Below are 21,227 nucleotides of genomic sequence, written 5' to 3'. Positions count from 1 at the left end.
CCCCAGGATTGCCTATCGCGTCTCGAGCAAGCCTATCAGATACCGGCCGTAGTCGTTGCCCTTCATCGCTTCGGCCAGGTCGCGCAGGTGCTCGTCGCCGATCCAGCCCATGCGCCAGGCGACTTCCTCGGGCGCGGAGATCTTCAGGCCCTGGCGCTTCTCGACGGCGTGGATGAACTCCGCCGCCTCCAGCAGGCTGACCGGCGTGCCGGTGTCCAGCCAGGCGAAGCCGCGGCCCAGTTTCTCCACCTTCAGCCGCCCCTCGGCGAGGTAGAGCCGGTTGACGTCGGTGATCTCCAGTTCGCCCCGGGGCGACGGCGCCACCCCGCGCGCGATCTCCGCCGCCCGGCCGTCGTAGAAGTAGAGCCCCGTGACCGCGTAGGGCGAGGGCGGCCGCGCGGGCTTTTCGACGATGTCGGTCGCGCGGCCCTCCGCATCGAAGGCGACAACGCCATAGCGTTCGGGATCGGCGACCTGGTAGGCGAAGACCACGGCGCCTTCGCCGAAGTCCGCCGCTTCCCGCAGCAGGCCGGAGAAGCCGCGGCCGTAGAAGATGTTGTCGCCCAGCACCAGGGCGCACTTCTCCCCGGCGGTGAAATCCTCCGCGATGATCAGGGCCTCGGCGATGCCGCGCGGCTCGGCCTGTTCGGCATAGGCAATCTCCAGGCCCCAGCCGCGGCCGTCGCCCAGCAGCGTCTCGAAGCGCGGCAGGTCCTCGGGCGTCGAGATCAGCAGGATCTCGCGGATGCCGGCCAGCATCAGCGTCGCCAGCGGGTAGTAGACCATCGGCTTGTCGTAGACGGGCAGCAGCTGCTTGGAGACCACGCGCGTCATCGGGTGCAGCCGCATGCCCGCACCACCGGCCAGCAGGATGCCCTTCATGACGCCTCCTCGGTCGCTTCGCCCAGATCGCCCAGCAGGCGTGTCAGATAGGGCCGCCAGTCGGGCTGCTCGACACCGAAGGCGGCGCGGATGCGGGTGCAGTCCAGCACCGAATTGGCCGGCCGCGGGGCGGGGCGGTCGAACTCCGCGCTGGCGCAGGGCGTGACGGTCACCTCCGGCCGGTCGGCCAGCACCGCCTCGGCGAACTCCCGCCAGGTGACCGAAGGCGCGCCGCAGAAATGGTAGGTGCCCCAGGGCACGATGTCGGCGCTGCCGCAGCGTTCGGCGATGTCGAGGCAGGCGTCGGCGATGGCCTCCGCCGGCGTCGGGCCGCCGCGCTGGTCGTCGACGACGCGGATCGTCGTCTGGCCCTGATCGGCGAGCCGGCGCATGGTCTTGACGAAATTGCGCCCGATCCCGCCGAAGACCCAGGCGGTGCGCAGGATCACGTGCTTGCCCCAGGCGTCGCGCACGGCGCGCTCCCCGGCCTCCTTGGTGCGGGCGTAGACGCCGACGGGGCTCACGGGATCGTCCTCGCGCCAGGCCGTGGGTCTGGCGCCGTCGAAGACATAGTCGGTCGACAGGTGGATCAGCGGCACGCCGAGCGGCGCGCAGGCGGCGGCGACATGGCCGGCGCCGTCGCGGTTGACTCGCTCCGCCCCCGCCTCGTCGGTCTCCGCCCCGTCGACGTCGGTATAGGCGGCGCAGTTGATCACCGTCGTGGGGCGGACCTCGTCGATCACGGCGCGGACGATGTCGCGGTCGGCGATGTCCAGGTCCGTGTGGGCGAGTCCGACGGTCGAGGCCCCGCGCGCCAGCGCCCGCCAGCGCAGCGCCGAGCCCACCTGTCCGCCCGCGCCCAGGATCAGCACCGTCATGCCGCGCTCCCCAGCCGCCGCCGGTCGTGCACCGCGCCGATCCAGTCGCGGTTGTCCAGATACCAGCGGACGGTCTCCCGGATGCCGTCCTCGAAGCTCCGCGCCGGCCGCCAGCCCAGTTCGCCCTCGATCTTTGCCGGGTCGATGGCGTAGCGGAAATCGTGGCCGGGCCGGTCGCCGACGAAGCGGATCAGGTCCGTATGCGGGCGGTGGCGCGCCTCGGGTGTTTCGTCCAGCACGGCGCAGATCGCCCGCACCAGGTCGATATTGCGCCGCTCGCCCCGTGCGCCGACCAGATAGGTCTCGCCCGGCCGGCCGGCGTCGAGCACGCGGAGCAGGGCGCCGACATGGTCGTCGACATGGATCCAGTCGCGCACGTTCAGGCCCTGCCCGTAGACCGGCAGCGGTTCGCCGGCCAGCGCGTTGAGGATGATCACCGGAATCAGCTTCTCGGGGAATTGGAAGGGGCCGTAATTGTTGCCGCAATTGGTGATCAGCACCGGCAGGCCGTAGGTGGCGTGAAAGGCTCGCACCAGGTGGTCGGCGCCGGCCTTGGAGGCGGCATAGGGGCTGGTCGGGCGGTAGGGATCGCCCTCGCGGAAATGCCCCTCGCCGGCCAGCGCGCCATAGACCTCGTCGGTGGAGACGTGCAGGAAGCGGAAGCCCGCCCGCGCCGCCTCGTCCAGGCCGCGCCAGTGGTCCAGCGCGCATTCCAGCAGCACTTCGGTGCCCGTGACATTGGTGCGGATGAATTCGCCCGGCCCGTCGATGGAGCGGTCGACATGGCTTTCGGCGGCCAGGTGCATCACCGCCTCGGGCCGGAAGCCCGCGAAGGCTTCCGTCATCGCCGCCTTGTCGCAGATGTCGGCCTTCAGGAAGCGGTAGCCCGGCCGGTCCGCCACGCTCGCCACGTTCTGCGGCAGGCCGGCATAGGTCAGGCAGTCGAGGTTCAGCACCTCGGCGCCGTCGGCCACGAGCCGCCGCACCAGCGCCGATCCGATGAAGCCGCAGCCGCCGGTGACGAGAATCCGCATGGCGCTCACACCCCGCCGAAGCCGGCGAGGTCCGGCCAGGCGCGGTCCTTCTCCGACAGGATCGCCGCCGCCGGCTCGACGGGCCAGTCGATGCCCAGCGCCGGGTCGTCGAAGCGGACGCCCCGCTCGGCCTGCGCGTCGTAATAGCCCGTCACCTTGTAGATCACCTCCGCGCCGTCGGTCAGCGTACAATAACCGTGCGCGAAGCCTTCGGGCACCCAGAGCTGCGCCCAGTTCTCGCCCGAAAGCTCGACGGCCACGTGCCGCCCGAAGGTGGCCGAGCCGCGGCGGACGTCAACCGCGACGTCGAGGATGGCGCCGCGCAGACAGCGCACCAGCTTGGCCTGCGGGCTGGGCGCAAGCTGCAGGTGCAGGCCGCGCAGCGTCCCGGCCCGGCCGTTCAGGACGTGGTTGTCCTGCACGAAGTCGGCCTCGATGCCCGCCTCGGCCAGCGCGCGCCGGTTCCAGACCTCGGAGAAGAAGCCGCGCCCGTCGCCGTGCCGCGCGGGCCGGACGATCCGCACTTCGGGAATGGCCGTCGCCTCAACCTGCATCGTTCCGCGTCATCCTGATACGCCTCCGCCCGTCCGGCGGGGAGAATAGCAGGATGCGTGCCGCCGTCTGCGGTTGCGTTCACGCCGGCGCTTTGCGCCGCGCAGGACGCGCGCGGGGGGGCGGCGTCCCTCAGTTCACCGTGGCGGATTTCGAGATCCAGCGGTCGATGACCTGGCGCAGCCAGTCCCAGCTCTGCCAGCCCATGGAGATCAGGCGGTAGCGCTCCTCGTCATAGCCCAGCAGCGCCGGAAAGCCCTGCACGCCGAGCTGGCGGGCGAAGCCGATGTCGCGTTCGGTGAGTTGGCGCGCCCGGTCGCTCTCGAACATCTCCCGGAAGGCCGCGCGGTCGACGCCGTGTTCCCCGGCGATGTCGGCCAGCACCTCGGCGTCGGTCAGGTCGCGGTTGTCGCGGTAGAAGGCGCCGTGCAGCCGCGCCAGGAAGTCGAGGCCGTTCTCGCCCGTGATCTGCTTCACCGCCACCAGCGCCTGGCTGGACGGCAGCGTGTCGTAGACGAAGCCCTCGCGCTCGAAGAAGCGGTGGTCGAAGGGCTGACCGGTCGCCTCCTCGACATGGTGCCAGTGATTGGCGACCTCCGCCTTGACCCGCGTCGACATGGGCTTCGTCACCCCCGGATAGAGCCCGCCCATGCCGAGGCGGACGGGGATGTCGGGCCAGGCCGCGCGGATCTTCTCCAGATTGGGCGAGAAGCCCCAGCACCAGGAGCACATGGGGTCGGCGAAATAGATGAAGCGGAGTTGTCCCATTTAAGCCGTCTTCTCCTCCGTGAGTCCCAGTTCTTCGACCATCGTCTCGCGCATGCGGAACTTCTGCGGCTTGCCGGTCACCGTCATCGGCAGTTCGTCGCGGAAGCGGACATGGCGCGGGATCTTGTAGTGGGCGATCTGGCCCTGGCAGAAGTCCTTCACCGCCTGCTCGTCCAGCTCCGAGCCGGACTTCTTCACGACCCAGGCGCAGATCTCCTCCCCGTACTTCGCGTCCGGCACGCCGAAGACCTGCACGTCGCTGATCTCCGGGTGGCGGTAGAGATATTCCTCGATCTCGCGCGGATAGACGTTCTCCCCGCCGCGGATCAGCATGTCCTTCACCCGGCCGGTGATGTTGCAGTAGCCCTCGGCGTCGATGGTGGCGAGGTCGCCCGTGTGCATCCAGCCGTCGGCGTCGATCGCCTCGGCCGTGCGCTCGGGCTCGTCCCAGTAGCCCTTCATCACCGAATAGCCGCGGGTGCAGAGCTCCCCCTGCACGCCGGGCGCGACGGTGCGGCCCTCCTCGTCGATCACCTTGCACTCGACATGGGGCTGGATGCGCCCGACCGTCGAGACGCGGCGCTCCAGCGGGTCGTCGACGGCGCTCTGGAAGCTGACGGGGCTGGTCTCGGTCATGCCGTAGGCGATGGTGACTTCCGAGAGGTTCATTTCCGAGACACAGCGCTTCATCACCTCGGTCGGGCAGGGCGCGCCGGCCATGATGCCGGTGCGCAGCCGTGAGAGGTCGAAGCGCTTCAGGTCCGGGTGCTGCAGTTCGGCGACGAACATGGTCGGTACGCCGTAGAGCGCGGTGCATTTCTCCTCGGAGACGGCGCGCAGCGTCGATTCCGGCTCGAAGGCCTCCGCCGGGAAGATCATCGCCGCGCCCTTGGTGACGCAGCCCAGCGTGCCCATCACCATGCCGAAGCAGTGATAGAGCGGCACCGGAATGCACAGCCGGTCGTTTTCGGTGAAGTTCATCGCCCGGGTGACGAAGCGGCCGTTGTTGAGGATGTTGACGTGGGTCAGCGTCGCGCCCTTGGGCGCGCCCGTGGTGCCGGAGGTGAACTGGATGTTGATCGGGTCGTCGGGATCCAGCGCCGCGGTCAGCGGCTCCAGGTCCGCCTGCGGCGTGTTGCGGCCGCGGGCCACGACCTCGTCGAAATTGAACATGCCCGGCGATGTCTCCGCCCCCATGCGGATCACGGTCTTCAGATGCGGCAGCTTCTTCGCCTGCAGCTGGCCCGGCGCCGCGCCGTCCAGCTCGGGCGCCAGCGTCCGGACCATGCCGAGATAGTCGGAGCTCTTGAACTGCGCGGCGGTGATCAGCGCGCGGCACGCCACCTTGTTCAGTGCGTATTCCAGCTCCGAGAGGCGGTAGGCGGGGTTGATGTTGACCATCACCAGGCCGATCCGCGCCGTGGCGAACTGGGTCAGCAGCCATTCGTAGCGGTTAGGCGCCCAGATGCCGATGCGGTCGCCCTTCTCCAGGCCGAGGTCGAGCAGGCCGGCGGCCAGCGCGTCGACCTGCCGGTCCAGCTCCGCCCAGGTCCAGTGCACGCCCTGCTCCCGGAACACCGCGGCGTCCCGGTCGCCGAAGGCCGCCACGGTCTCCTTGAAGACGGCGGGGATCGTGCGCCGCCAGAGCTCGGGGCCGGTGTCGCCCACAACATGGGCCTTGCCGTTGCGGGCCGTCAGGTCGGGTGCGGGTTTCGACGCGTCCGCGTTCATCTCGATCATCCTCCCCGGATGCGTGAATGCTTTCGCCCGATCTTCGGCTTCCCGCCGGTCCAGTCAAGGCGGGGGCTCGCGCCGGCGCGTCTGGGGAGGGGCGGCCGTTCATCCGTGAACGACCGCCTCCGTTGCTAGTTGCTCCGCACGAGTTCGCTGTAATCGCCGCGGATCTTCAGGGTCACGGTAATCGGGGTGCTGTCGCGGTTGCGCCAGAACCAGCCGTGATTGCCCGGGAACGGCGCGGTGAAGCTGCCATCCCCCGAGGTCTTGCCCCTGCCCTTCTCGTAGGTCACCGACTCGCCGCCGCCATGGGCGTGGAGGTCGTAGTTGATCCGCCCGCCCTCTGCGTTCCACGCATATTCGGCGAAATTTCCTTCCGCCATGGCCAGCTTCATCTCGGTATATTCGCCGGGCTCCAGTGTGAACGTCACGGTGTCCCGCCAGGATTCCTGGGCGTTTGCGGTCGAGATGAACAGGCTGACGATACGGCTGAACGGGTTCGAGCTCTGGTCCGCTCCGCCATGGGATTCGCCGTCCTGTTCGGCTTCCTTCTCGAGTTCCTGCTTGATTTCGCCCATTTCGGTCAATCCCAGCACGCGGCCGGCGCCGGTCGGGTCGATGCCGTACTCCGCCGGCAGGACGACGGCGATGAGGATCGCCAGCGCGGACAGGGCCGCGAGGAGGGTCGAACGAAGCAACTGGCGCGAGCTCGGCAGTTCTTCGAGGCTGGGTTTCTCTGCGTTGAACATCTGTGTCTCCAATGCTTCAGACTGCGGCGTAGTAGCCGGCGATCTGGAAGCCCATGAGCATGAAGCCCATGAACATCATGACGACATTTGCGGTGTAGGCCTGGGCGAAGAATCTCGGGCTTCTCCGCCAGTAACTCATGGCGATCAGGATGACGGCGAGCGCCAGTATCTGGCCGATCTCGACGCCCACGTTGAAAGCCAGCAGATTGGGCAGAAGCCCGTCCGGCGCGATCCGGTACTCGAGGATTTTCGTCGCCAGGCCTGTCCCGTGAAACAGGCCGAAGATGAGCGTGGCGAGCTTCGTGTCGGGCTGGAATCCGAACCACCGCTGATAGGCGCCCAGATTGTCGAGAGCCTTGTAGACGACCGAGAGCCCGATGATGGCGTCGATGATGTAGGCGTTGATGCCCCATCCGAACCAGACGCCGGCGAGCATGGTGGTCGAATGGCCGACGGCGAAAAGGCTTACATAGATGCCTACGTCCTTCATCCGGTAGAGGAAGAACACGACGCCCAGAAGAAACAGGATGTGGTCGTAGCCGGTCATCATGTGCTTGGCGCCCAGATAGGCGAACGGAATGAGCTTTACGCCCCAGATCTCCTGGATGTACCCGGCGTCGCCTGCGGTGACGTTGTGGGCGAGGGCCGGGCCGGTATTCGTTGCGAGCACGATGAGTGCGAGACAGGGCAGAAGCGCGATACGGCCAATGGCCAGGGCGCTCCGACCCCGGGAAACTGCGGTCATGGAATGATCTCCGGTCTGTGCTGACTGATGGCTGCGGCCGCGCTGGATGCGCGGCATCGGTCAGGCGCGCGGAGGTTTGTCGATGCGGAACATTCGGGACGGCTTCAATGGCGATCCCGTGAGACGCCGGTCGTCCCTGACGCCGGGCAAGCGGCTGGACGCATCGCCGAACTGAAGCAGCGCCGGGGAATGATCATGTGCGGCGGCGTCATGTCCGTGACCATGCTGCGCGTGAGCCGGATCGTAATCGAGATCATGCGAATGGCCGTGTTCGGCGGCCTTTTCCAGCTGGTTCTCTTGTGTCGTGAGCAGGGCTTGCGCATGGGAGACTGCGGGCAGAACGGACCAGATGACGATCGCCATGCAGAACAGCGCCGCAACCACTTCGCGCCCCAGTTTCAAAGAGGATTCCCCGCTTCAGCCATGCATCCGTCTGAACTGGAGCATACGCGGCGACAACGCCTTGTTCCATACCCGGAGAGCGAATTCTTTGTGCTGTCGCCTGTCGGATCATCGAACCGGATTCGCGATCCAGGCAAAGGCAGCAACTGGCGGCGGCGCGACGGATCGACTATCTGTTCCGCCATGAGCCAGCCCGGCCCCATATCGCCCGCGCTTTCGCCCTGGGCCTTCTCGGTCGCGCCGATGATGGACTGGACCGACCGGCACGACCGCTATCTGCTGCGGCTGATCTCGCCCCGCACGCGGCTCTATACCGAGATGGTGACGACCGGCGCGCTGATCCACGGGCCCCGCGAGGACCTGCTGCGCTTCGACCCGGCGGAGCATCCGGTGGCGCTGCAGATCGGCGGCAGCGAGCCGGACGATCTCGCCCGCGCCGCGGCGATGGGCGAACAGGCCGGCTATGACGAGATCAACCTGAACTGCGGCTGCCCCTCCGACCGTGTGCAGTCGGGCCGCTTCGGCGCCTGCCTGATGCGGGAGCCGGAGCTTGTCGCGCGCGGCGTCGCGGCCATGAAGCGCGCGGTCGCCGTGCCGGTCACCGTGAAATGCCGCATCGGCGTCGACGACCAGGACCCGGAGACGGTGCTGCCGGACTTCATCGCGCGGGTCCGCGACGCCGGGGCCGACGCGGTGATCGTCCACGCCCGCAAGGCCTGGTTGCAGGGGCTGAGCCCGAAGGAGAACCGGGACGTGCCGCCGCTGGACTACGGCCTTGTCCGCCGCATGGGCGAACGGTTTCACGGCCTGCCCGTCGTGCTGAACGGCGGGCTGACGACCATTGAGGCCTGCCTGGAGGAAGGCCGGCGCCTGGCCGGCGTCATGGTGGGGCGGGAGGCCTATCACCGTCCGATGCTGCTGGCCGAGGCCGAGCGCGGGATCTTCGGCGCCGAGCCGCCGCTGGCCGACGGGCGCGCCGCGGTGCTGGCCATGATCCCCTATGTGGAGCGGGAGATGGCGGCCGGCGCGCCGCTGTCGCGTATCGCCCGGCACATGCTGGGCCTCGCCAATGGCCGGCCGGGCGCGCGGCGTTTCCGGCGCATGCTGGGCGAGGAAGCCCGCCGCCCCGGCGCCAACGCGCGGTTGCTGGAGGCCGCCGCCGACGTTGTCGACTGGACGCCCGCGGCGCGCGCGGCCTAGAGACGGCAGGGTCGGCGGAACTGGCGCAATCCTTGCTGTCACGTTAATGCTAGATTAACCGTTCCGTTCCCGGATGGAGGCGCAGCCAGACGCCATGGCCATGAGTGACATCACGAAACCCGGTCAGCGGCAGGAGATCGCCGATGCCAGCCGCTGGCGCGAGCGCCCGGCGGCCGGCGAGCCCCGCGTCGCCGTCGACGCCCCGCCGCCCGTGGCCGAGAGCCTGGGCCGGGGCCGCCGTGAGCCGGCCGAAGGAGGGCCGGACGCCGCCGGCAATGTGGACACCAGCCTGCGCGAGCGCATCCGCCGCCTGTCGGCCGCGCGCACCGAAGCGCTCCGCGAGCGCGACATGGCGCATGTGGAGCCGCGCCGGGGGGCGCGCGCCGAACCCGAATACGACGATCGCTACGAACCGCGCCCCGCGCCCCGCGCCCGGCGCGAGGAAGCCGAGCCCGCCATGCGCGGCGTCGCCCGGCGCGATGCAGAACGCGAATCCGACGATTTCGATCCGAGACAGCCGGCCCGCCGCCGCCAGCCCGGACCGGAGGCCGATCCCGAGTTCCGCGCGCCGGCGCGCCGCCGCGCCGCGCCGCCCGAGCCCGCCGCCACCCGCGTCGATCCGCTGGAAGACGAGATGGACGAATTGCACGACGAGGTCTCGCGCCTGCGCCAGGAAGTGGCCCGGCTGCGCGAGGAAGTCTCCCGCCGCCCCGCGGGCGGCGCCGGCGAGCTGGGGCCGCTGGAACGCGCGCTGCAGAAGCTGGCGGAGCGCATGGACCGCATCGACGGCGGCCCGCGTCCCGCGGTGGATGACGGCCGCCCGGGCAAGCCCGGCCGCGGCGGTTTCCTGGGCCTGTTCGGCCGCTGACCGCCCCGACATCCGCCATCGACCCCCTCCCGGCCCGCTGACGCGGGTCACCCTCCCCCTTCGGGAAGGGGGAGGGCAGGGTGGGGGATGCGTCCACTCACCTGACGTCCTCGGGCTCGACGAGCCTGCCCCGGACCCCGTTCCGGGGAGGACTTGTGAACCGGAACCGCCACGACACAGGCCCTTGGATCAAGTCCGAGGGCGACAGCCACACGCCGCCGCCGCACACGGCGACGCCCTCAGCCCTGGATGAAGTGCTTGGCCAGCTTCAGCCCCTGGCCCTGATAGTGGCTGCCGATGCCGGCGCCGTAGAGCGTTTCCGGCGGCTCCAGCAGCCGTTCGTAGACCAGCCGGCAGACGCGCTGGCCGTGGGCGATCTCGAAGGGGACCTCGTGGCTGCGCACTTCCAGCACTGCCGGCGTGCCGCCCTTGCCGCCGCCGTCATAGCCGAAGCCGGGATCGAAGAAGCCGGCGTAATGGATGCGGAACTCGCCGAAGGAGGTGTCGTAGGCGACCATCTCGGCGGCCGAATCCGGCGGCACGGCGACCCGCTCCCGGCTGACCAGGATGTAGAACTGGTTGGGGTCCAGGATCAGCGTGCGCTCGGCGTTGGCGTGGATCGGCTCCCAGAAGTCCTCGACCGGGTAATGGTCGATCAGGTCCAGGTCGATCAGCGGCGCGTGGCGGCGCGCGCGGTAGCCGATCAGCCCGCCATAGGCCTCGCCCGACAGATCCACCGAGACCCACAGCCCGTCGCGGAAGGTCGGCTGGTCGCCCTCCAGGCTCGCCGGGTCGACCAGCGGCGCGCGTTCGTTGAGCTCCCGGTGCAGGCTGTCGGAGGTGCCGGGCCGGCCGCGCCAGATGCGCAGCTGGTTCAGCCGCTGCCCGGCGCGGACCTTCACCGAGAAGGTGCGCGGCGCGATCTCCAGATAGAGCGGGCCGCGATAGCCGGCCTCCACGGTCTCGAAGCTCTCGCAGCCGTCGGTGACCAGCCGGGTGAAGACGTCGAGCCGGCCCGTCGAGCTCTTCGGATTGGCCTTGGCCCACATGTCGCGCGGCAGGTCCAGCCGCTCCTGCAGCTCCACCATGTAGACGCAGCCGCGCTCGAGCACCGCCGGCTTCGTGAGGTCGATCTCGTGCATGGTCAGCCGGTTGAGCTTGTCGGCGACCGCCACGCCCTTGCCCGGCAGGAACGAGGTCCGCACCCGCCAGGCCCGCGGTCCGAGACGCAGGTCGAGGCTGGAAGGCTGGATGATCTCGTCGGGCACGCCGCCATCGGCCGCGACCGCGCCCTCGGCGATCACGCGCCGCAGCGCCTGGCTGGGCAGGATGCCCGTCGTGCGGGCGCGGGGGGCGGCGGCCTCTGAAGTCATGGCGATGTCAGATACCGGTTCCGGCGGCTCCGGACAATGACTTGCTGCCGGCCGGCCCGGCGAAAGACGCGCTCCGAGGGTTGTTGTGCCAGCGCACCGCGCGTCCTGGGACCGGCGGAATACCTGTTAACCGACACTTGAATCTGGAGTGACCCGGGACTTTCCGGGACGAGGCGGGACTATGCGGGACGGCGCGGAAAACCGGGGCTTGTGGATGGCGCGCTGACCGGCGGCTGTGATGGCGTTCGAATTCGGAGTGGCGGTCGTTCGGGCGGACCTCGCCAGTTGAAACCGGAATCGGGGGCGATCCTATGAGCGACCTTTGAGAGGTCTATCAGAGGGCGTCGATCGGCCCATCAGATGAGCCTGCCAATCCAGCGGACACGACCGGCGACGTGGACCTGGTCGAGCTCGCCCGCGCCGATGGTCTGCTCAACATAGGCGGGATTGTCGGACTTCACCGAGACGCCGCCGGTGAAGAAGCGCTGGATGCGCTTGACCACCAGATTGCCGGCCATGGCGATGACGTAGATGGCGTCGTCGCGGAAGTGGTCGATCGAGGTGTCGATCAGCAGCAGGTCTCCGGAGCGGATGACCGGCTCCATGGAATCGCCGGCGGCCGTGATCAGGACCAGGTGGTCCGGGTCTGCGCGGAGCGCCTGGCGCACCCATTTCCGCTGGAAGGCCATATAATCAATGACATTCTCGGCATCAGCGAACATGCCGGGCCCAGCCGATGCCTCGACGTCGTAGCGGGGAATCATGACGAATCCAGGCTCCAGGCCGTTGGCGTTGCCCACGCCGTTCTCAATCGCCTTCACGCGTTCCCGGATGTCGGTGAGCTGGGTCTGCGTCAGGCTCTGTTCCTGTACCGGCGGCTCGTCTGGCCGCATCGGTCCTTCGCCCGTAGCCAGCCAATCGACCGTTACGCCTCCTGCCCGGGCGATAGCAACCAGCTTGTCCACCCCTGGCTTTCCACCTTCGATGATGTGCTGAAGCGTCGAAGTGCCCAGGCCTGCGCGCTTGGCGAAATTCCGTACACTCTCTTCACCAACGACCTGGCGAATGCGGCCGGTAAACTGGTCACTGTTTGATGAATCAACTGTGACCGCCTGGTCACGGTTCTTGGGTCCAGCCACAGAACTAGCCTAACCTACTGAATTATAATTGAAATAGATGCCATCGGCCGTGCGTTATCGGCGGAATCGAACTGTGACCGAAAAATTCTGGTTGTTAGTGTCCAATTCATTGGTATAGCCTCGTCTCAGTTGCGATGCGCATAGCGCGAACAAAGCCGGCCTGGCGGGACCGGCGATCGGACAGAGAGACGGATGGCCCAGAAGGCAAGGAACGCAGACCCGAACGACCTCATGGCCGAGATCCGCAAGCGGATCGGGTCCATGTCGGAACTCGCCCGCCGTCACGGCGTTTCAACCTCGACGATCCGCTGCGCCACCCGCCGGCCACAGCCGACCGGCAACCGCATCATCGCCGAGTTCCTGGGCACGAGCGTGCACGAGCTCTGGCCCGAATGGTTCGACGCCGACGGCAACCGCCGTCTCTCCAGCCCGAACCGTAGCGCCGCCCGCAGCCGGAGTCAGTGTCAAAAGCGGGAGGCGGCGTAGACATGGCCGCCCGCACCAAGCTCCGCCCGACGACGCTATCCAAGCATGAAGCGCAGCTGGCCCAGTGCGCCGGCAAGAAGCGCTTTCCGAATGGCACCCTCGCGCACCGCGCCCTCAAGGGCCGACGGAAGATCAAGGGCCGCGAGGCCTATCGCTGCGAATTCTGCGGCGGCTGGCACCTTGGCGTCTCGAGTACTGCGCCATGACCGGTCTCGTCCTGAAGCGCATCCCCGTCGCCGACATCCTTGTCGGGCGCCGCATCCGTCCCGTCGACCGGCAGGCGCTGGAGGCCCTCAAGGCGGACATCGAAGTCCATGGGCTGCGCAACCCGATCGAAGTCGGCCAGGACGAGAATGGGCGCTGGCGCCTGGTCGCCGGGCTGCACCGGCTGACCGCGGTCCGGGAACTCGGCCACGAAGAGATCGACGTGCTCGTCTGCGAGGACGACGCGAATGCCCGGCGCGAGCGTGAGTTGATGGAGAACCTGTGCCGCATCGAGCTCTCGGCGCTGGAGCGGTGCCAGTTCCTGCACCAGCTGAAGTGTCTTTTCCAGGAGCGCACCGGCGCCAGACACGGCGGCGATCGACGAAGCGATGACACTACCAATGTGCCACGGTTGGCATCTTGGTATCGATCGGTAGCAGTTCGCGCCGGATGCAGCGAGCGGACCATTCAGCGGCAGGCGCTGATCGGCCACGACCTGGACGAGCTCGCCGCCGACAGGCTGCGCGGCACCCCGTTCGAGGACAGCCAGCGGGAGCTGGAGTCGCTGTCGCGGCTGGAACCGCGGAAGCAACAGCGCGTCGCCCTGTTGCTGACGGCCGACGACGAGGACGCCCGCGCGGCGAGCGTCGCCGGCGCCCTGGCGATGATCGACGGCGAGACCGAAGCGCCCGAGGCGAAGACGCCGACCAGCCGCATGTGGAACCTCTGGAACCGGGCCTCGGCCGACGAGCGGCGCGCCTTCGTTGCCGAGCTGGACGAGGACGAGCTGGCCGACGCCGTCGCCGCCCGCGGCTACCGCCTGGAGCGCATCTGATGGCGCGGCGGCGGGACCAGCAGACCATGGACCTGTTCGCCTGGGAGCCGCCCAAGCTGGTGGCGCGCTATGACGAGCAGCGCGTCCGCGCCGCCGACCTCAGGATCAGGATCGCGCGGGCCATTTCCGAGACGCTGAACGACTGCGACCTCGACCGCAGCGAGGTGGCGAAGGCCATGTCGGAGTGGCTGGGAGAGCCTGTCAGCAAGTCGACGCTCGACGCCTATGCCAGCCCGGCAAAGGAAGAGCACACGATCAGCTATCTCAGGCTGATGGCGCTGGTCCATGTCACCGGCGACCGCCGGTTGCTGCAGATCGCGGCGGAGCCGTTGGGCTGGTCGGTGATCGAGGACCGCTGGCTGCCCTGGGTCGAAGTGGGCCAGCTGGCCGACGCCAAGGAAGACCTGGACCGCCACTACGACATGGCCCGCCGGCTCGCCCGGAAGGGCATCCGCTGATGAAGGACTGGTGGACAGCGGCCGAGCTGGCGGAGGCCGCGCTGAGCGGCCTACCGACGACAAAGAGCGCCGTTATCCGCGTTGCCAAGCGCGAGGGCTGGGCCGATCGCGTGACCGTCGCCGGCGAGCCTCTGGCCCGGAAGCGGAAGGGCCGCGGCGGAGGCATGGAATACCACCGCAGCGTCCTGCCCGAGCGGGCGCAGATGGCGCTGGCCAAAACCGCACTGGCCGCGCCCGCCGACACGGCCGCGCCGGCGACGCCGGGATCGACCGCCGAGCGGGTCGACTGGAGCTGGTTCGAGAGCCTGCCGGACAGCCGGAAGCGCAAGGCGCGGGAACGGCTGAAGGTCCTGGAGGAGATCGAGGCGCTGAAGCGCGGCGGCATGTCGAAGAACAACGCCGTCTGCGCCGTCGCCAACGCCCACAAGGTCGGCAAGTCGGCGGTCTATGACTGGTTCCGCCTGGTGGCGGGTCTCGATCGCGCCGACTGGTTGCCCGCGCTGGCGCCGAAGCACACCGGCCGGACGAAGACCGCCGGATGCGATCCGCGCGCCTGGGAGTTTCTGAGGGCCGACTATCTCCGGCTGTCGAAGCCGAGCTTCGAGACTTGCTACCAGCGGCTGGAGCTCGCCGCCGCCGAGCACGGCTGGGACATCCCGGCGAAGCGCACCCTGCAACGGCGGCTGGAGAACGAAATCCCGCGGCCTGTCCAGGTACTGCTGCGCGAGGGCTATGACGCCCTGCACCGGCTCTACCCGCCGCAGGAGCGCGACCGCTCCATGTTCCACGCCCTGGAGGCGGTCAACGCTGACGGCCACAAGTGGGACGTCTTCGTGCGCTGGTACGACGGCTCGATCGTGCGGCCGATGATGGTCGCCATCCAGGACCTCTATTCCGGCGCCATCCTGGGCTGGCGCTTCGATGTCAGCGAAAACGCCGATTCGGTGCGGCTCGCCTTCGGCGACGTCTTCCGCAAGTACGGCATTCCCGACCGTGTCTGGCTCGACAATGGCCGGGGCTTCGCATCGAAGTGGATCACCGGCGGCACGCCCAACCGTTATCGCTTCAAGGTGAAGCCCGAGGAGCCCGCCGGCGTGCTGACGGCGCTGGGCATGGAGATCCACTGGACCCGGCCATACAGCGGCCAGTCGAAGCCGATCGAGCGGGCCTTCAGAGACCTCTGCGATTCCATCGCCAAGCACCCGGCCTTCGAGGGCGCATATACCGGCAACAGCCCCGCCGCGAAGCCCGAGAACTACGGATCGAAGGCGGTCCCGGTGGAGACCTTCATCGAGACCGTCGAGCAGGGCATCCGCCTGCACAACACGCGGCCGGGCCGCAACACGCGGGTCTGCCGCCGGAAGCTCAGCTTCGAGGAAGCGTTCCGGCAGAGCTACGGCCAGTCGCTGATACGGAAGGCGACGCCGGAGCAGCTGCGCATGTGCATGCTCGCCGCCGAGAAGGTCCGCGCCGACCGTGAGTCCGGCTCGATCCGGCTGCTGGGCAACCGCTACTGGTCCGAGGCGCTGGTCGAACACGCCGGCGAGGCCCTGACCGTCCGCTTCGACCCCGATCATCTCCACGACGGCATCACCGTCTACCGCCTGGACGGGCAGATGATCGCCGAGGCCGCGTGCCTGGAGGCAGCCGGCTTCGCGGACACGGGCCAGGCGCGCGACCACAACCGCAAACGCAACGCCTTCAAGCGCGCGACGAAGGAAGCGGCGGAGATCGAGAGGTCGCTCACGCTCGAAGAGTACGCGCGGCTGCTGCCCGACGTCGACGAGCCGTCTGCGCCCGAGGCCCCGGCCATCCGGCTGGTCGCGAATGGCAGTCAGGCGGCCGCGGCGGCGCCGGCAGAGGAACAGGATTTCGATTTCGACGAGGCGTTCGCCCGGACGATGGCGCAGGAGCGCCGTCACCTCCGGCTGATCGACGAGTAGGGGGCCGGCCGCGCGAACGACCGAGCCCCCTGAGCATCAACTGCACAAGCGAAAGGCTACAGCATGAACGCTCCCAAGGACCAGACCCTTACAGACGCCGAGATCGAGGCGATCCGCGCCGAGGCGAAGAAGCTGATTGCGGACGAGAACCTTTCTCACGCCTCAGCCGCCCGGGACGCCGGCATTGCCGCACCGACCATGAGCGCCTGGCTGTCGGGCACCTATACCGGCCGGAACGACAATGTCGCCGGCAAGGTGCAGCTCTGGCTGGCTTCCCGCGAGGAGCGCAAACGCGCCCGATCGTCCCTGCCGCAGGCGCCGATGTTCGTGAAAACCCGGACCGCTTCGAGTGTGACCGACGTCCTGCAATGGGCGCAAATCGGGCCGGACATCGTCGTCGTCGCCGGCGGCGCCGGCATCGGCAAGACCACGGCCTGCGGGCATTACGCCGGGACGAACCCGAATGTCTGGATGGCGACCATGCAGCCGTCGACGGCGAACGTCTATCCGATGCTCCAGGTCATCGCCCAGGCGCTGCAGCTGACCGAGAAGAGCCCGACGAAGCTTCCCGAGGCCATCGGCGCCCGGGTGCGCGACACGGGCGGGCTGCTGATCGTCGACGAAGCCCAGCACCTGGTCTCCAAGGCGCTCGACCAGCTCCGCTCGCTCCACGACCTCTACGGCGTCGGTATCGCGCTGGTGGGCAACGAGAGTGTCTACGGTCGGCTGCAGGGCGAGGGCCGGCGGCCGGAGTTCGCGCAGCTGTTCAGCCGGATCGGCATGCGGTTCACGCGAGGCAAGCCCTGGCCGGAAGACGTCTGCGAACTGATCGGCGCCTGGAAGGTCACCGACCCGGACACGGTCCGGCTGCTGAAGGCGGTCGCCACCAAGCCGGGCGCGCTCCGCGGCATGACCAAGGTGCTGCGCATCGCGAGCGCCTTTGCCAACAGCAAGGGGGAGCCGCTCAACGTCACCCACGTCAGCGCCGCCTGGAAGCGGCTCTCCGAGGATGGAGGCGACAATGCTCAGCACTGATCTGCAACACCATGTCGACCAGCTCCGCGACCTGATGCGGAGCGGCGAGCTCACCGAGGAACGGCTTCAGTATGCGCTGCTCGGCTTCGAGGAGGCGATCGAACGGGTCGCCGAATTGGAGCTGATGCGGGCGGTCGCCCAGCCCGTTCAGCACGCCCTTGGCGGCTCGACGGTCCGCGTCTGCCGGCCGGGCGAAGTGCCGCCGCCGGCGGGCTACCGCGAGGCCGCGTCGCAGCAGATGGACGGCTTCGGCGAGGTGGCGAGCTTCGAGCCCGACCCGACGCAGCCAGTGGTGCGTCTGGAAGATTTCAGGGGGCGGAGATGAACGCGATTTCGATCCAGGCGCCGGCGAGCCCGATGATGCGGATCGCCGAACGGACGGCCGTCGTTTGCGGCGTCGACCTGTACTGCATGCTGAGCAGCCGGAAGGCCCATGACGTCGCCGAGGCCCGCCAGATCGCCGCCTACGTGATCTGGCGTCGGCTGGGGAAGTCGATGCCCGAGATCGGCCGCTTCTTTGATCGCGACCACACCACCATCCTGCACGCCGTCCACAAGATCGAACTCGCGATCGAGGACAGGCCGGAGGTCGCGGCCGTCGTCGATGCGCTGATGTCGGACAGCGATCTGGCCGATCTTCCCTCCCTGCTGGCGCGCAACGTCGAACGGGTCGAGCGCATCCGTGCGATCCGCCGGCTGGAGGCCCTGGCCGATGACATCCGGCAGACGCTGAACCTGCTGCGGGAGGGCTTCGCCGATGAGACGCCGTAGCCACCTCCGGCGCTTTATCCGCCAGCAGCTGCGCTGGCTTCACCTCATCTGGGCAAGGAGCTGATCAATGAATGTCGAAATCCCCGCTGGCTTCATCATGGACGCGAAGGGCCGACTGGTGCCTGAGGACATGGTCAAGGACCACGAGCGCCTGGAGGACCAGACGGTCCGCAAGATCCTGGGCTATGCCGAGGAGCTGAACGCACAGATCGCGCGCTTCCGCGGCCACACCTTCGACGACGTCGCGACCTTCATGGACCTGCTGTCCGAGAAGTACGGCGTCACGCGCGGCGGCAAGAAGGGCAACGTCACCCTGACCACCTTCGACGGCTGCATGAAGGTCTCGGTCCAGGTGCAGGACTCGCTCACCTTCGGGCCCGAGCTGCAGGTCGCCAAGGAGCTGTTCGACGCCTGCATCTCGGCCTGGTCGGAGGGCGCGGACGCGAAGATCCGCACGCTGGTCGACCACGCCTTCCAGGTCGACAAGGAGGGCCGGATCAACCGCGAGGCGCTGTTCGGGCTCCGCCGGCTGGAGATCGACGACGACGGCTGGCGGCAGGCTATCGCGGCGCTGAACGACTCCATCCGCATCCAGGGCAGCCGCGAGTATGTCCGCTTCTACAAGCGCGACCATCCGCGCGAGCCGTGGACGCCGGTGACCATCGATCTCGCCAGCGCCAGGGCGCCTGCCGAGCTGGCGAGCGCGTCATGAGCGCGGCTGCCCGCAAGCGCCTGCCGGAGCGGCGGCCGTCCGTCTCCGAGACCATCGAGCGCAACGGCCTCTCAGCCGATGTCAGCTGCGGCTTCGACCCGGCAACCGGCGAATTACGCGAGATCTTCATCTTCGCCGGCAAGGAGGGCTCGGAGACTCGCCACGCCCTGGAGGACGCGGCCGTGATGGCGTCGGTCGCCCTGCAGCACGGCATCCCGCTGGAGGCGCTGCGCCGCTCGCTGGCCCGCGTCGCCACCGGCCCGGTCGATCCGGAGAACCTGGACCGCCGGGCGGAGACCGCGCCGGCATCCATGATCGGCCTGGCGCTCGACGCCGCCCAGCGGATCGCCGCGGACTTCGGGAGCTGACAATGCCGTCGCGCCCGACCACCACCGTCGAGGAGATGCGCCGCGTGATGATGAACCTCGCGCTGGCGGCCGCACCGGCCGGGCGCTCCTCGCGCAGCGCTGAACGCCGGCAGGTGATCACCCGTGCGGTGACGGAGGCCAACGAGGTGCTGAACGCCGAGCTAATCCTGCCGCAACAGGTAGCCTGCCAGCACTGCCTGCGGCGTCTGGCCGAGGCGGCGGACGCCGAGGCGCGCGAGCGGCCCGGCTATCGCTGCGACATCGAGGGCTGAGATGAGCCAGAACCGCAGCCATGCCGTGATGGCGCAGCGGCGCGAGCCGCACGACTCCTTGGACTTCTTCCCGACGCCGCCCTGGGCGACGCGGGCGCTGTTCCACCACTGCGTCGAGAGCTGGTACCCCAGCCAGACCGTCTGGGACCCGTGCTGCGGCCAGGGCGACATGGCGCGGCCGTTGAGCGAATTTTTCGAGACCGTGCACGCCAGCGACGTGCACCCCTATCCGTTTGTTGAGGCGGCCGGCTTCCTTCACGACTTCATCGGCCTGCCGAAGCCCGTTCTGCCGGCGTCCGACTGGATCATCGCCAACCCGCCGTTCCGGCTGGCGCTGCCTTTCATCCTGCGCGCGCTGGAGCTGGCCCCGTTTGTTGCGATCTTCGCCCGGCTGCAGCTACTGGAGGGCGCCGAGCGCCGCGAGAGACTGTGGCTGCCGGAAGCGCCGACCCGTGTCTGGGTTTTCAGCGAGCGTGTGCCGATCGTCAAGAACATGCTCGACCCGGAGGCCTCCAGCGCGACTGCCTATGCCTGGTTTGTCTGGCAAGCCGGCGCCCTGGCGCAGCCGCTCGGGTTCATACCGCCCTGCCGGGCCGAGCTGGAGCGCGCGGAAGACTACACGCCATACGCTGAACAGGTCGCCGCCAGGCGCGCCGAGGAGGCCGCCGAGCGGGCGAAGAAGCGGGCCGAGAAGGCCGCGGCCGTGCAGCAGGAGATGGGGCTGTGAGCGTCTCGGCGAACCGGAAGGCGCTGCTGGCCAAGTCCGCGATCGCGGTCAAGCAGCTGGGAATTGAGGATGACGACTTCCGCGACCTGCTGGAGGCGAAGTTCGGGTGCCGTACCCGAACCGCGTTGAGCGACGCCCAGCTGGTCGAGCTGGTCGAGCACTTCCGGGAAAGGGGCTTCCGGTCTGTCAAGAAGGCGCGCGCCCGCCGGCCCTCCGCCACCCCGGGCGCGCGAGCGTCCAGTGGCATGCTTTCAAAGATCCGAGCCCTGTGGATTTCCGGCTGGCACCTGGGCGTCGTCCGCGACCGCTCCGACGAGGCGCTGAGCGCCTGGGCCGGGAACGTCACCGGCGTCGAACGCGCCGAGTGGCAGCACGGCGAAGACGCCATGAAGGTGGTCGAGGGGCTGAAGGACTTTCTCGCCCGCGAGGCCGGCGTGGCCTGGTCGCGCTGGGACTTTGCCGGCCGGCCAGCGAACCTGGGCTCCATCGCTATCCGCGACCGGCTGGCGGTGCTGGCCGCCCAGGGGCGCAGGCTGCACGCGCTGGGCCAGATGAAGACCGACGACGCGTTCTATCTCGCCGCAGCGATCGGGCGCACCGCGCGGCCGATGGACCACTACCCGCCGCGGCTGGACGAACTCTCGGCCGAGGAGCTGGACCGCGTCATCGCCGCCTTGGGCCGGCGCATCCGCAAGGCCGAGGGTATCCCGGAAGACAGGGCCGGCCATGGCTGAGGGCCGGCTTCCCGCCACGCTCAACCTGGTGGCCGACGCCGCCGGCGTCGAGGCGGCGCTGGAGCTTGCGCTGGCGCGCGGCGGCACGCGGCTGCGCGTGCCCCAGCGGGCCGAGGGATCCGACTTGGCCGACATCGTCGGGATCGAGGCGGCCCGGGCGGTGGTCGCAGAACTGGCCGACGAGCGACTGGAGATCCCGCTGGCGAAGAAGTCGATCTACCGCTGGCTCCGCTCGAAGGGCTGGAGCCAGGAGCGCGCGGGGCACGCAGTGCGCATATCCCGGCGGACGGCGCAGGCATGGGATCGCCGAGATCCTGAGAATGCACAGGGAGAACTACGCGTCTGACAGTAGCGCTGG

The 21,227-nt window shown here is 68.8% G+C and carries 27 protein-coding genes; 16 read left to right on the top strand and 11 right to left on the bottom strand.

Features of this window, described 5'->3' with window-relative positions:
* Positions 1–12 precede the first annotated feature (12 nt).
* From TEF_00475 to TEF_00435, 9 genes are all read right to left on the bottom strand, one after another.
* Positions 13–882, bottom strand: a complete 870-nt coding sequence (locus TEF_00475; protein ID ANK79430.1) for a glucose-1-phosphate thymidylyltransferase — start codon at positions 880–882, stop codon at positions 13–15.
* On the bottom strand, positions 879–1,760 hold the full coding sequence (locus tag TEF_00470; GenBank protein ANK79429.1) for a dTDP-4-dehydrorhamnose reductase: 882 nt from the start codon (positions 1,758–1,760) through the stop codon (positions 879–881). The genes TEF_00475 and TEF_00470 overlap by 4 nt, the downstream gene beginning before the upstream one ends.
* Positions 1,757–2,794 carry a dTDP-glucose 4,6-dehydratase gene (locus TEF_00465; protein ANK79428.1) on the bottom strand — a complete coding sequence of 346 codons (1,038 nt, stop codon included), beginning with the start codon at positions 2,792–2,794 and terminating at the stop codon, positions 1,757–1,759. Before TEF_00465 ends, TEF_00470 begins: the two co-directional genes overlap by 4 nt.
* 5 nt (positions 2,795–2,799) lie before the next feature.
* On the bottom strand, positions 2,800–3,348 hold the full coding sequence (locus TEF_00460; protein ID ANK79427.1) for a dTDP-4-dehydrorhamnose 3,5-epimerase: 549 nt from the start codon (positions 3,346–3,348) through the stop codon (positions 2,800–2,802).
* Positions 3,349–3,478: 130 nt separating this feature from the next.
* Positions 3,479–4,114, bottom strand: coding sequence for a hypothetical protein (locus TEF_00455; protein ANK79426.1), 636 nt, complete (start codon positions 4,112–4,114; stop codon positions 3,479–3,481).
* Complete coding sequence (locus TEF_00450) at positions 4,115–5,845, bottom strand: AMP-binding protein (GenBank protein ID ANK83188.1); 1,731 nt, start codon at positions 5,843–5,845, stop codon at positions 4,115–4,117.
* 134 nt (positions 5,846–5,979) lie between these two features.
* Positions 5,980–6,597: a transmembrane anchor protein gene (locus TEF_00445; GenBank protein ANK79425.1), complete on the bottom strand. Its 618-nt coding sequence runs from the start codon at positions 6,595–6,597 to the stop codon at positions 5,980–5,982.
* 16 nt (positions 6,598–6,613) lie between these two features.
* Positions 6,614–7,342, bottom strand: a complete 729-nt coding sequence (locus TEF_00440) for a hypothetical protein (protein ANK83187.1) — start codon at positions 7,340–7,342, stop codon at positions 6,614–6,616.
* A 60-nt stretch (positions 7,343–7,402) separates the two neighbouring features.
* A complete protein-coding gene (locus TEF_00435) occupies positions 7,403–7,705 on the bottom strand; it encodes a hypothetical protein (protein ANK83186.1) in 303 nt (100 codons plus the stop codon).
* A 222-nt stretch (positions 7,706–7,927) separates the two neighbouring features.
* On the opposite strand from TEF_00435, the gene TEF_00430 reads away from it, so the two are divergent.
* A complete protein-coding gene (locus TEF_00430; GenBank protein ANK79424.1) occupies positions 7,928–8,944 on the top strand; it encodes a tRNA dihydrouridine synthase DusA in 1,017 nt (338 codons plus the stop codon).
* Between the two features lie 73 nt (positions 8,945–9,017).
* Positions 9,018–9,812 carry a hypothetical protein gene (locus tag TEF_00425; GenBank protein ANK79423.1) on the top strand — a complete coding sequence of 265 codons (795 nt, stop codon included), beginning with the start codon at positions 9,018–9,020 and terminating at the stop codon, positions 9,810–9,812.
* Between the two features lie 239 nt (positions 9,813–10,051).
* Here TEF_00425 and TEF_00420 read toward each other — a convergent pair whose 3' ends face one another.
* Both TEF_00420 and TEF_00415 read right to left on the bottom strand, forming a co-directional pair.
* Positions 10,052–11,185, bottom strand: coding sequence for a 2-deoxycytidine 5-triphosphate deaminase (locus tag TEF_00420; protein ANK79422.1), 1,134 nt, complete (start codon positions 11,183–11,185; stop codon positions 10,052–10,054).
* A 356-nt stretch (positions 11,186–11,541) separates the two neighbouring features.
* A complete protein-coding gene (locus tag TEF_00415; protein ANK83185.1) occupies positions 11,542–11,949 on the bottom strand; it encodes a hypothetical protein in 408 nt (135 codons plus the stop codon).
* A 567-nt stretch (positions 11,950–12,516) separates the two neighbouring features.
* On the opposite strand from TEF_00415, the gene TEF_00410 reads away from it, so the two are divergent.
* From TEF_00410 to TEF_00345, 14 genes are all read left to right on the top strand, one after another.
* Positions 12,517–12,810 (top strand): hypothetical protein, encoded by a 294-nt coding sequence (locus tag TEF_00410; GenBank protein ID ANK79421.1) that lies wholly within the window; start codon positions 12,517–12,519, stop codon positions 12,808–12,810.
* 2 nt (positions 12,811–12,812) lie between these two features.
* The gene (locus TEF_00405) at positions 12,813–13,016 is read left to right on the top strand and encodes a hypothetical protein (protein ID ANK79420.1); all 204 of its coding nucleotides are present in this window, start codon (positions 12,813–12,815) and stop codon (positions 13,014–13,016) included.
* Positions 13,013–13,849 carry a hypothetical protein gene (locus TEF_00400; GenBank protein ID ANK79419.1) on the top strand — a complete coding sequence of 279 codons (837 nt, stop codon included), beginning with the start codon at positions 13,013–13,015 and terminating at the stop codon, positions 13,847–13,849. Before TEF_00405 ends, TEF_00400 begins: the two co-directional genes overlap by 4 nt.
* Positions 13,849–14,307 (top strand): hypothetical protein, encoded by a 459-nt coding sequence (locus TEF_00395; protein ID ANK79418.1) that lies wholly within the window; start codon positions 13,849–13,851, stop codon positions 14,305–14,307. Before TEF_00400 ends, TEF_00395 begins: the two co-directional genes overlap by 1 nt.
* Entirely contained in the window at positions 14,307–16,250 is a 1,944-nt protein-coding gene (locus TEF_00390) for a hypothetical protein (protein ID ANK79417.1), read from the top strand. Before TEF_00395 ends, TEF_00390 begins: the two co-directional genes overlap by 1 nt.
* Positions 16,251–16,313: 63 nt before the next feature.
* Positions 16,314–17,285, top strand: a complete 972-nt coding sequence (locus TEF_00385) for a hypothetical protein (GenBank protein ID ANK79416.1) — start codon at positions 16,314–16,316, stop codon at positions 17,283–17,285.
* Positions 17,272–17,610 (top strand): hypothetical protein, encoded by a 339-nt coding sequence (locus TEF_00380; protein ANK79415.1) that lies wholly within the window; start codon positions 17,272–17,274, stop codon positions 17,608–17,610. Before TEF_00385 ends, TEF_00380 begins: the two co-directional genes overlap by 14 nt.
* A complete protein-coding gene (locus TEF_00375; protein ANK79414.1) occupies positions 17,607–18,056 on the top strand; it encodes a hypothetical protein in 450 nt (149 codons plus the stop codon). The genes TEF_00380 and TEF_00375 overlap by 4 nt, the downstream gene beginning before the upstream one ends.
* A 67-nt stretch (positions 18,057–18,123) precedes the next feature.
* On the top strand, positions 18,124–18,768 hold the full coding sequence (locus TEF_00370; GenBank protein ANK79413.1) for a sulfate transporter: 645 nt from the start codon (positions 18,124–18,126) through the stop codon (positions 18,766–18,768).
* Positions 18,765–19,136: a hypothetical protein gene (locus tag TEF_00365; GenBank protein ID ANK79412.1), complete on the top strand. Its 372-nt coding sequence runs from the start codon at positions 18,765–18,767 to the stop codon at positions 19,134–19,136. Before TEF_00370 ends, TEF_00365 begins: the two co-directional genes overlap by 4 nt.
* Before the next feature lie 2 nt (positions 19,137–19,138).
* Positions 19,139–19,408, top strand: coding sequence for a hypothetical protein (locus TEF_00360; protein ANK79411.1), 270 nt, complete (start codon positions 19,139–19,141; stop codon positions 19,406–19,408).
* A 1-nt stretch (position 19,409) separates the two neighbouring features.
* Positions 19,410–20,135, top strand: a complete 726-nt coding sequence (locus TEF_00355) for a hypothetical protein (protein ID ANK79410.1) — start codon at positions 19,410–19,412, stop codon at positions 20,133–20,135.
* Complete coding sequence (locus TEF_00350; protein ID ANK79409.1) at positions 20,132–20,869, top strand: hypothetical protein; 738 nt, start codon at positions 20,132–20,134, stop codon at positions 20,867–20,869. The genes TEF_00355 and TEF_00350 overlap by 4 nt, the downstream gene beginning before the upstream one ends.
* Complete coding sequence (locus tag TEF_00345) at positions 20,862–21,215, top strand: hypothetical protein (protein ANK79408.1); 354 nt, start codon at positions 20,862–20,864, stop codon at positions 21,213–21,215. The genes TEF_00350 and TEF_00345 overlap by 8 nt, the downstream gene beginning before the upstream one ends.
* Positions 21,216–21,227: the final 12 nt, after the last annotated feature.

The sequence above is a fragment of the Rhizobiales bacterium NRL2 genome (genome assembly GCA_001664005.1).
Classification (GTDB): Bacteria; Pseudomonadota; Alphaproteobacteria; order Minwuiales; family Minwuiaceae; genus Minwuia.
Note: the sequence above shows the minus strand (reverse complement) of the source record. Positions and strands in the feature narration are given on the sequence as shown.

Bases quoted from the DNA above. Each gene is read 5' to 3' on its own strand.
- TEF_00475 (ANK79430.1), bottom strand. From the start codon at position 882: ATGAAGGGCATCCTGCTGGCCGGTGGTGCGGGCATGCGGCTGCACCCG.
- TEF_00470 (ANK79429.1), bottom strand. From the start codon at position 1,760: ATGACGGTGCTGATCCTGGGCGCGGGCGGACAGGTGGGCTCGGCGCTG.
- TEF_00465 (ANK79428.1), bottom strand. From the start codon at position 2,794: ATGCGGATTCTCGTCACCGGCGGCTGCGGCTTCATCGGATCGGCGCTG.
- TEF_00460 (ANK79427.1), bottom strand. From the start codon at position 3,348: ATGCAGGTTGAGGCGACGGCCATTCCCGAAGTGCGGATCGTCCGGCCC.
- TEF_00455 (ANK79426.1), bottom strand. From the start codon at position 4,114: ATGGGACAACTCCGCTTCATCTATTTCGCCGACCCCATGTGCTCCTGG.
- TEF_00450 (ANK83188.1), bottom strand. From the start codon at position 5,845: ATGAACGCGGACGCGTCGAAACCCGCACCCGACCTGACGGCCCGCAAC.
- TEF_00445 (ANK79425.1), bottom strand. From the start codon at position 6,597: ATGTTCAACGCAGAGAAACCCAGCCTCGAAGAACTGCCGAGCTCGCGC.
- TEF_00440 (ANK83187.1), bottom strand. From the start codon at position 7,342: ATGACCGCAGTTTCCCGGGGTCGGAGCGCCCTGGCCATTGGCCGTATC.
- TEF_00435 (ANK83186.1), bottom strand. From the start codon at position 7,705: ATGGCGATCGTCATCTGGTCCGTTCTGCCCGCAGTCTCCCATGCGCAA.
- TEF_00430 (ANK79424.1), top strand. From the start codon at position 7,928: ATGAGCCAGCCCGGCCCCATATCGCCCGCGCTTTCGCCCTGGGCCTTC.
- TEF_00425 (ANK79423.1), top strand. From the start codon at position 9,018: ATGGAGGCGCAGCCAGACGCCATGGCCATGAGTGACATCACGAAACCC.
- TEF_00420 (ANK79422.1), bottom strand. From the start codon at position 11,185: ATGACTTCAGAGGCCGCCGCCCCCCGCGCCCGCACGACGGGCATCCTG.
- TEF_00415 (ANK83185.1), bottom strand. From the start codon at position 11,949: ATGATTCCCCGCTACGACGTCGAGGCATCGGCTGGGCCCGGCATGTTC.
- TEF_00410 (ANK79421.1), top strand. From the start codon at position 12,517: ATGGCCCAGAAGGCAAGGAACGCAGACCCGAACGACCTCATGGCCGAG.
- TEF_00405 (ANK79420.1), top strand. From the start codon at position 12,813: ATGGCCGCCCGCACCAAGCTCCGCCCGACGACGCTATCCAAGCATGAA.
- TEF_00400 (ANK79419.1), top strand. From the start codon at position 13,013: ATGACCGGTCTCGTCCTGAAGCGCATCCCCGTCGCCGACATCCTTGTC.
- TEF_00395 (ANK79418.1), top strand. From the start codon at position 13,849: ATGGCGCGGCGGCGGGACCAGCAGACCATGGACCTGTTCGCCTGGGAG.
- TEF_00390 (ANK79417.1), top strand. From the start codon at position 14,307: ATGAAGGACTGGTGGACAGCGGCCGAGCTGGCGGAGGCCGCGCTGAGC.
- TEF_00385 (ANK79416.1), top strand. From the start codon at position 16,314: ATGAACGCTCCCAAGGACCAGACCCTTACAGACGCCGAGATCGAGGCG.
- TEF_00380 (ANK79415.1), top strand. From the start codon at position 17,272: ATGCTCAGCACTGATCTGCAACACCATGTCGACCAGCTCCGCGACCTG.
- TEF_00375 (ANK79414.1), top strand. From the start codon at position 17,607: ATGAACGCGATTTCGATCCAGGCGCCGGCGAGCCCGATGATGCGGATC.
- TEF_00370 (ANK79413.1), top strand. From the start codon at position 18,124: ATGAATGTCGAAATCCCCGCTGGCTTCATCATGGACGCGAAGGGCCGA.
- TEF_00365 (ANK79412.1), top strand. From the start codon at position 18,765: ATGAGCGCGGCTGCCCGCAAGCGCCTGCCGGAGCGGCGGCCGTCCGTC.
- TEF_00360 (ANK79411.1), top strand. From the start codon at position 19,139: ATGCCGTCGCGCCCGACCACCACCGTCGAGGAGATGCGCCGCGTGATG.
- TEF_00355 (ANK79410.1), top strand. From the start codon at position 19,410: ATGAGCCAGAACCGCAGCCATGCCGTGATGGCGCAGCGGCGCGAGCCG.
- TEF_00345 (ANK79408.1), top strand. From the start codon at position 20,862: ATGGCTGAGGGCCGGCTTCCCGCCACGCTCAACCTGGTGGCCGACGCC.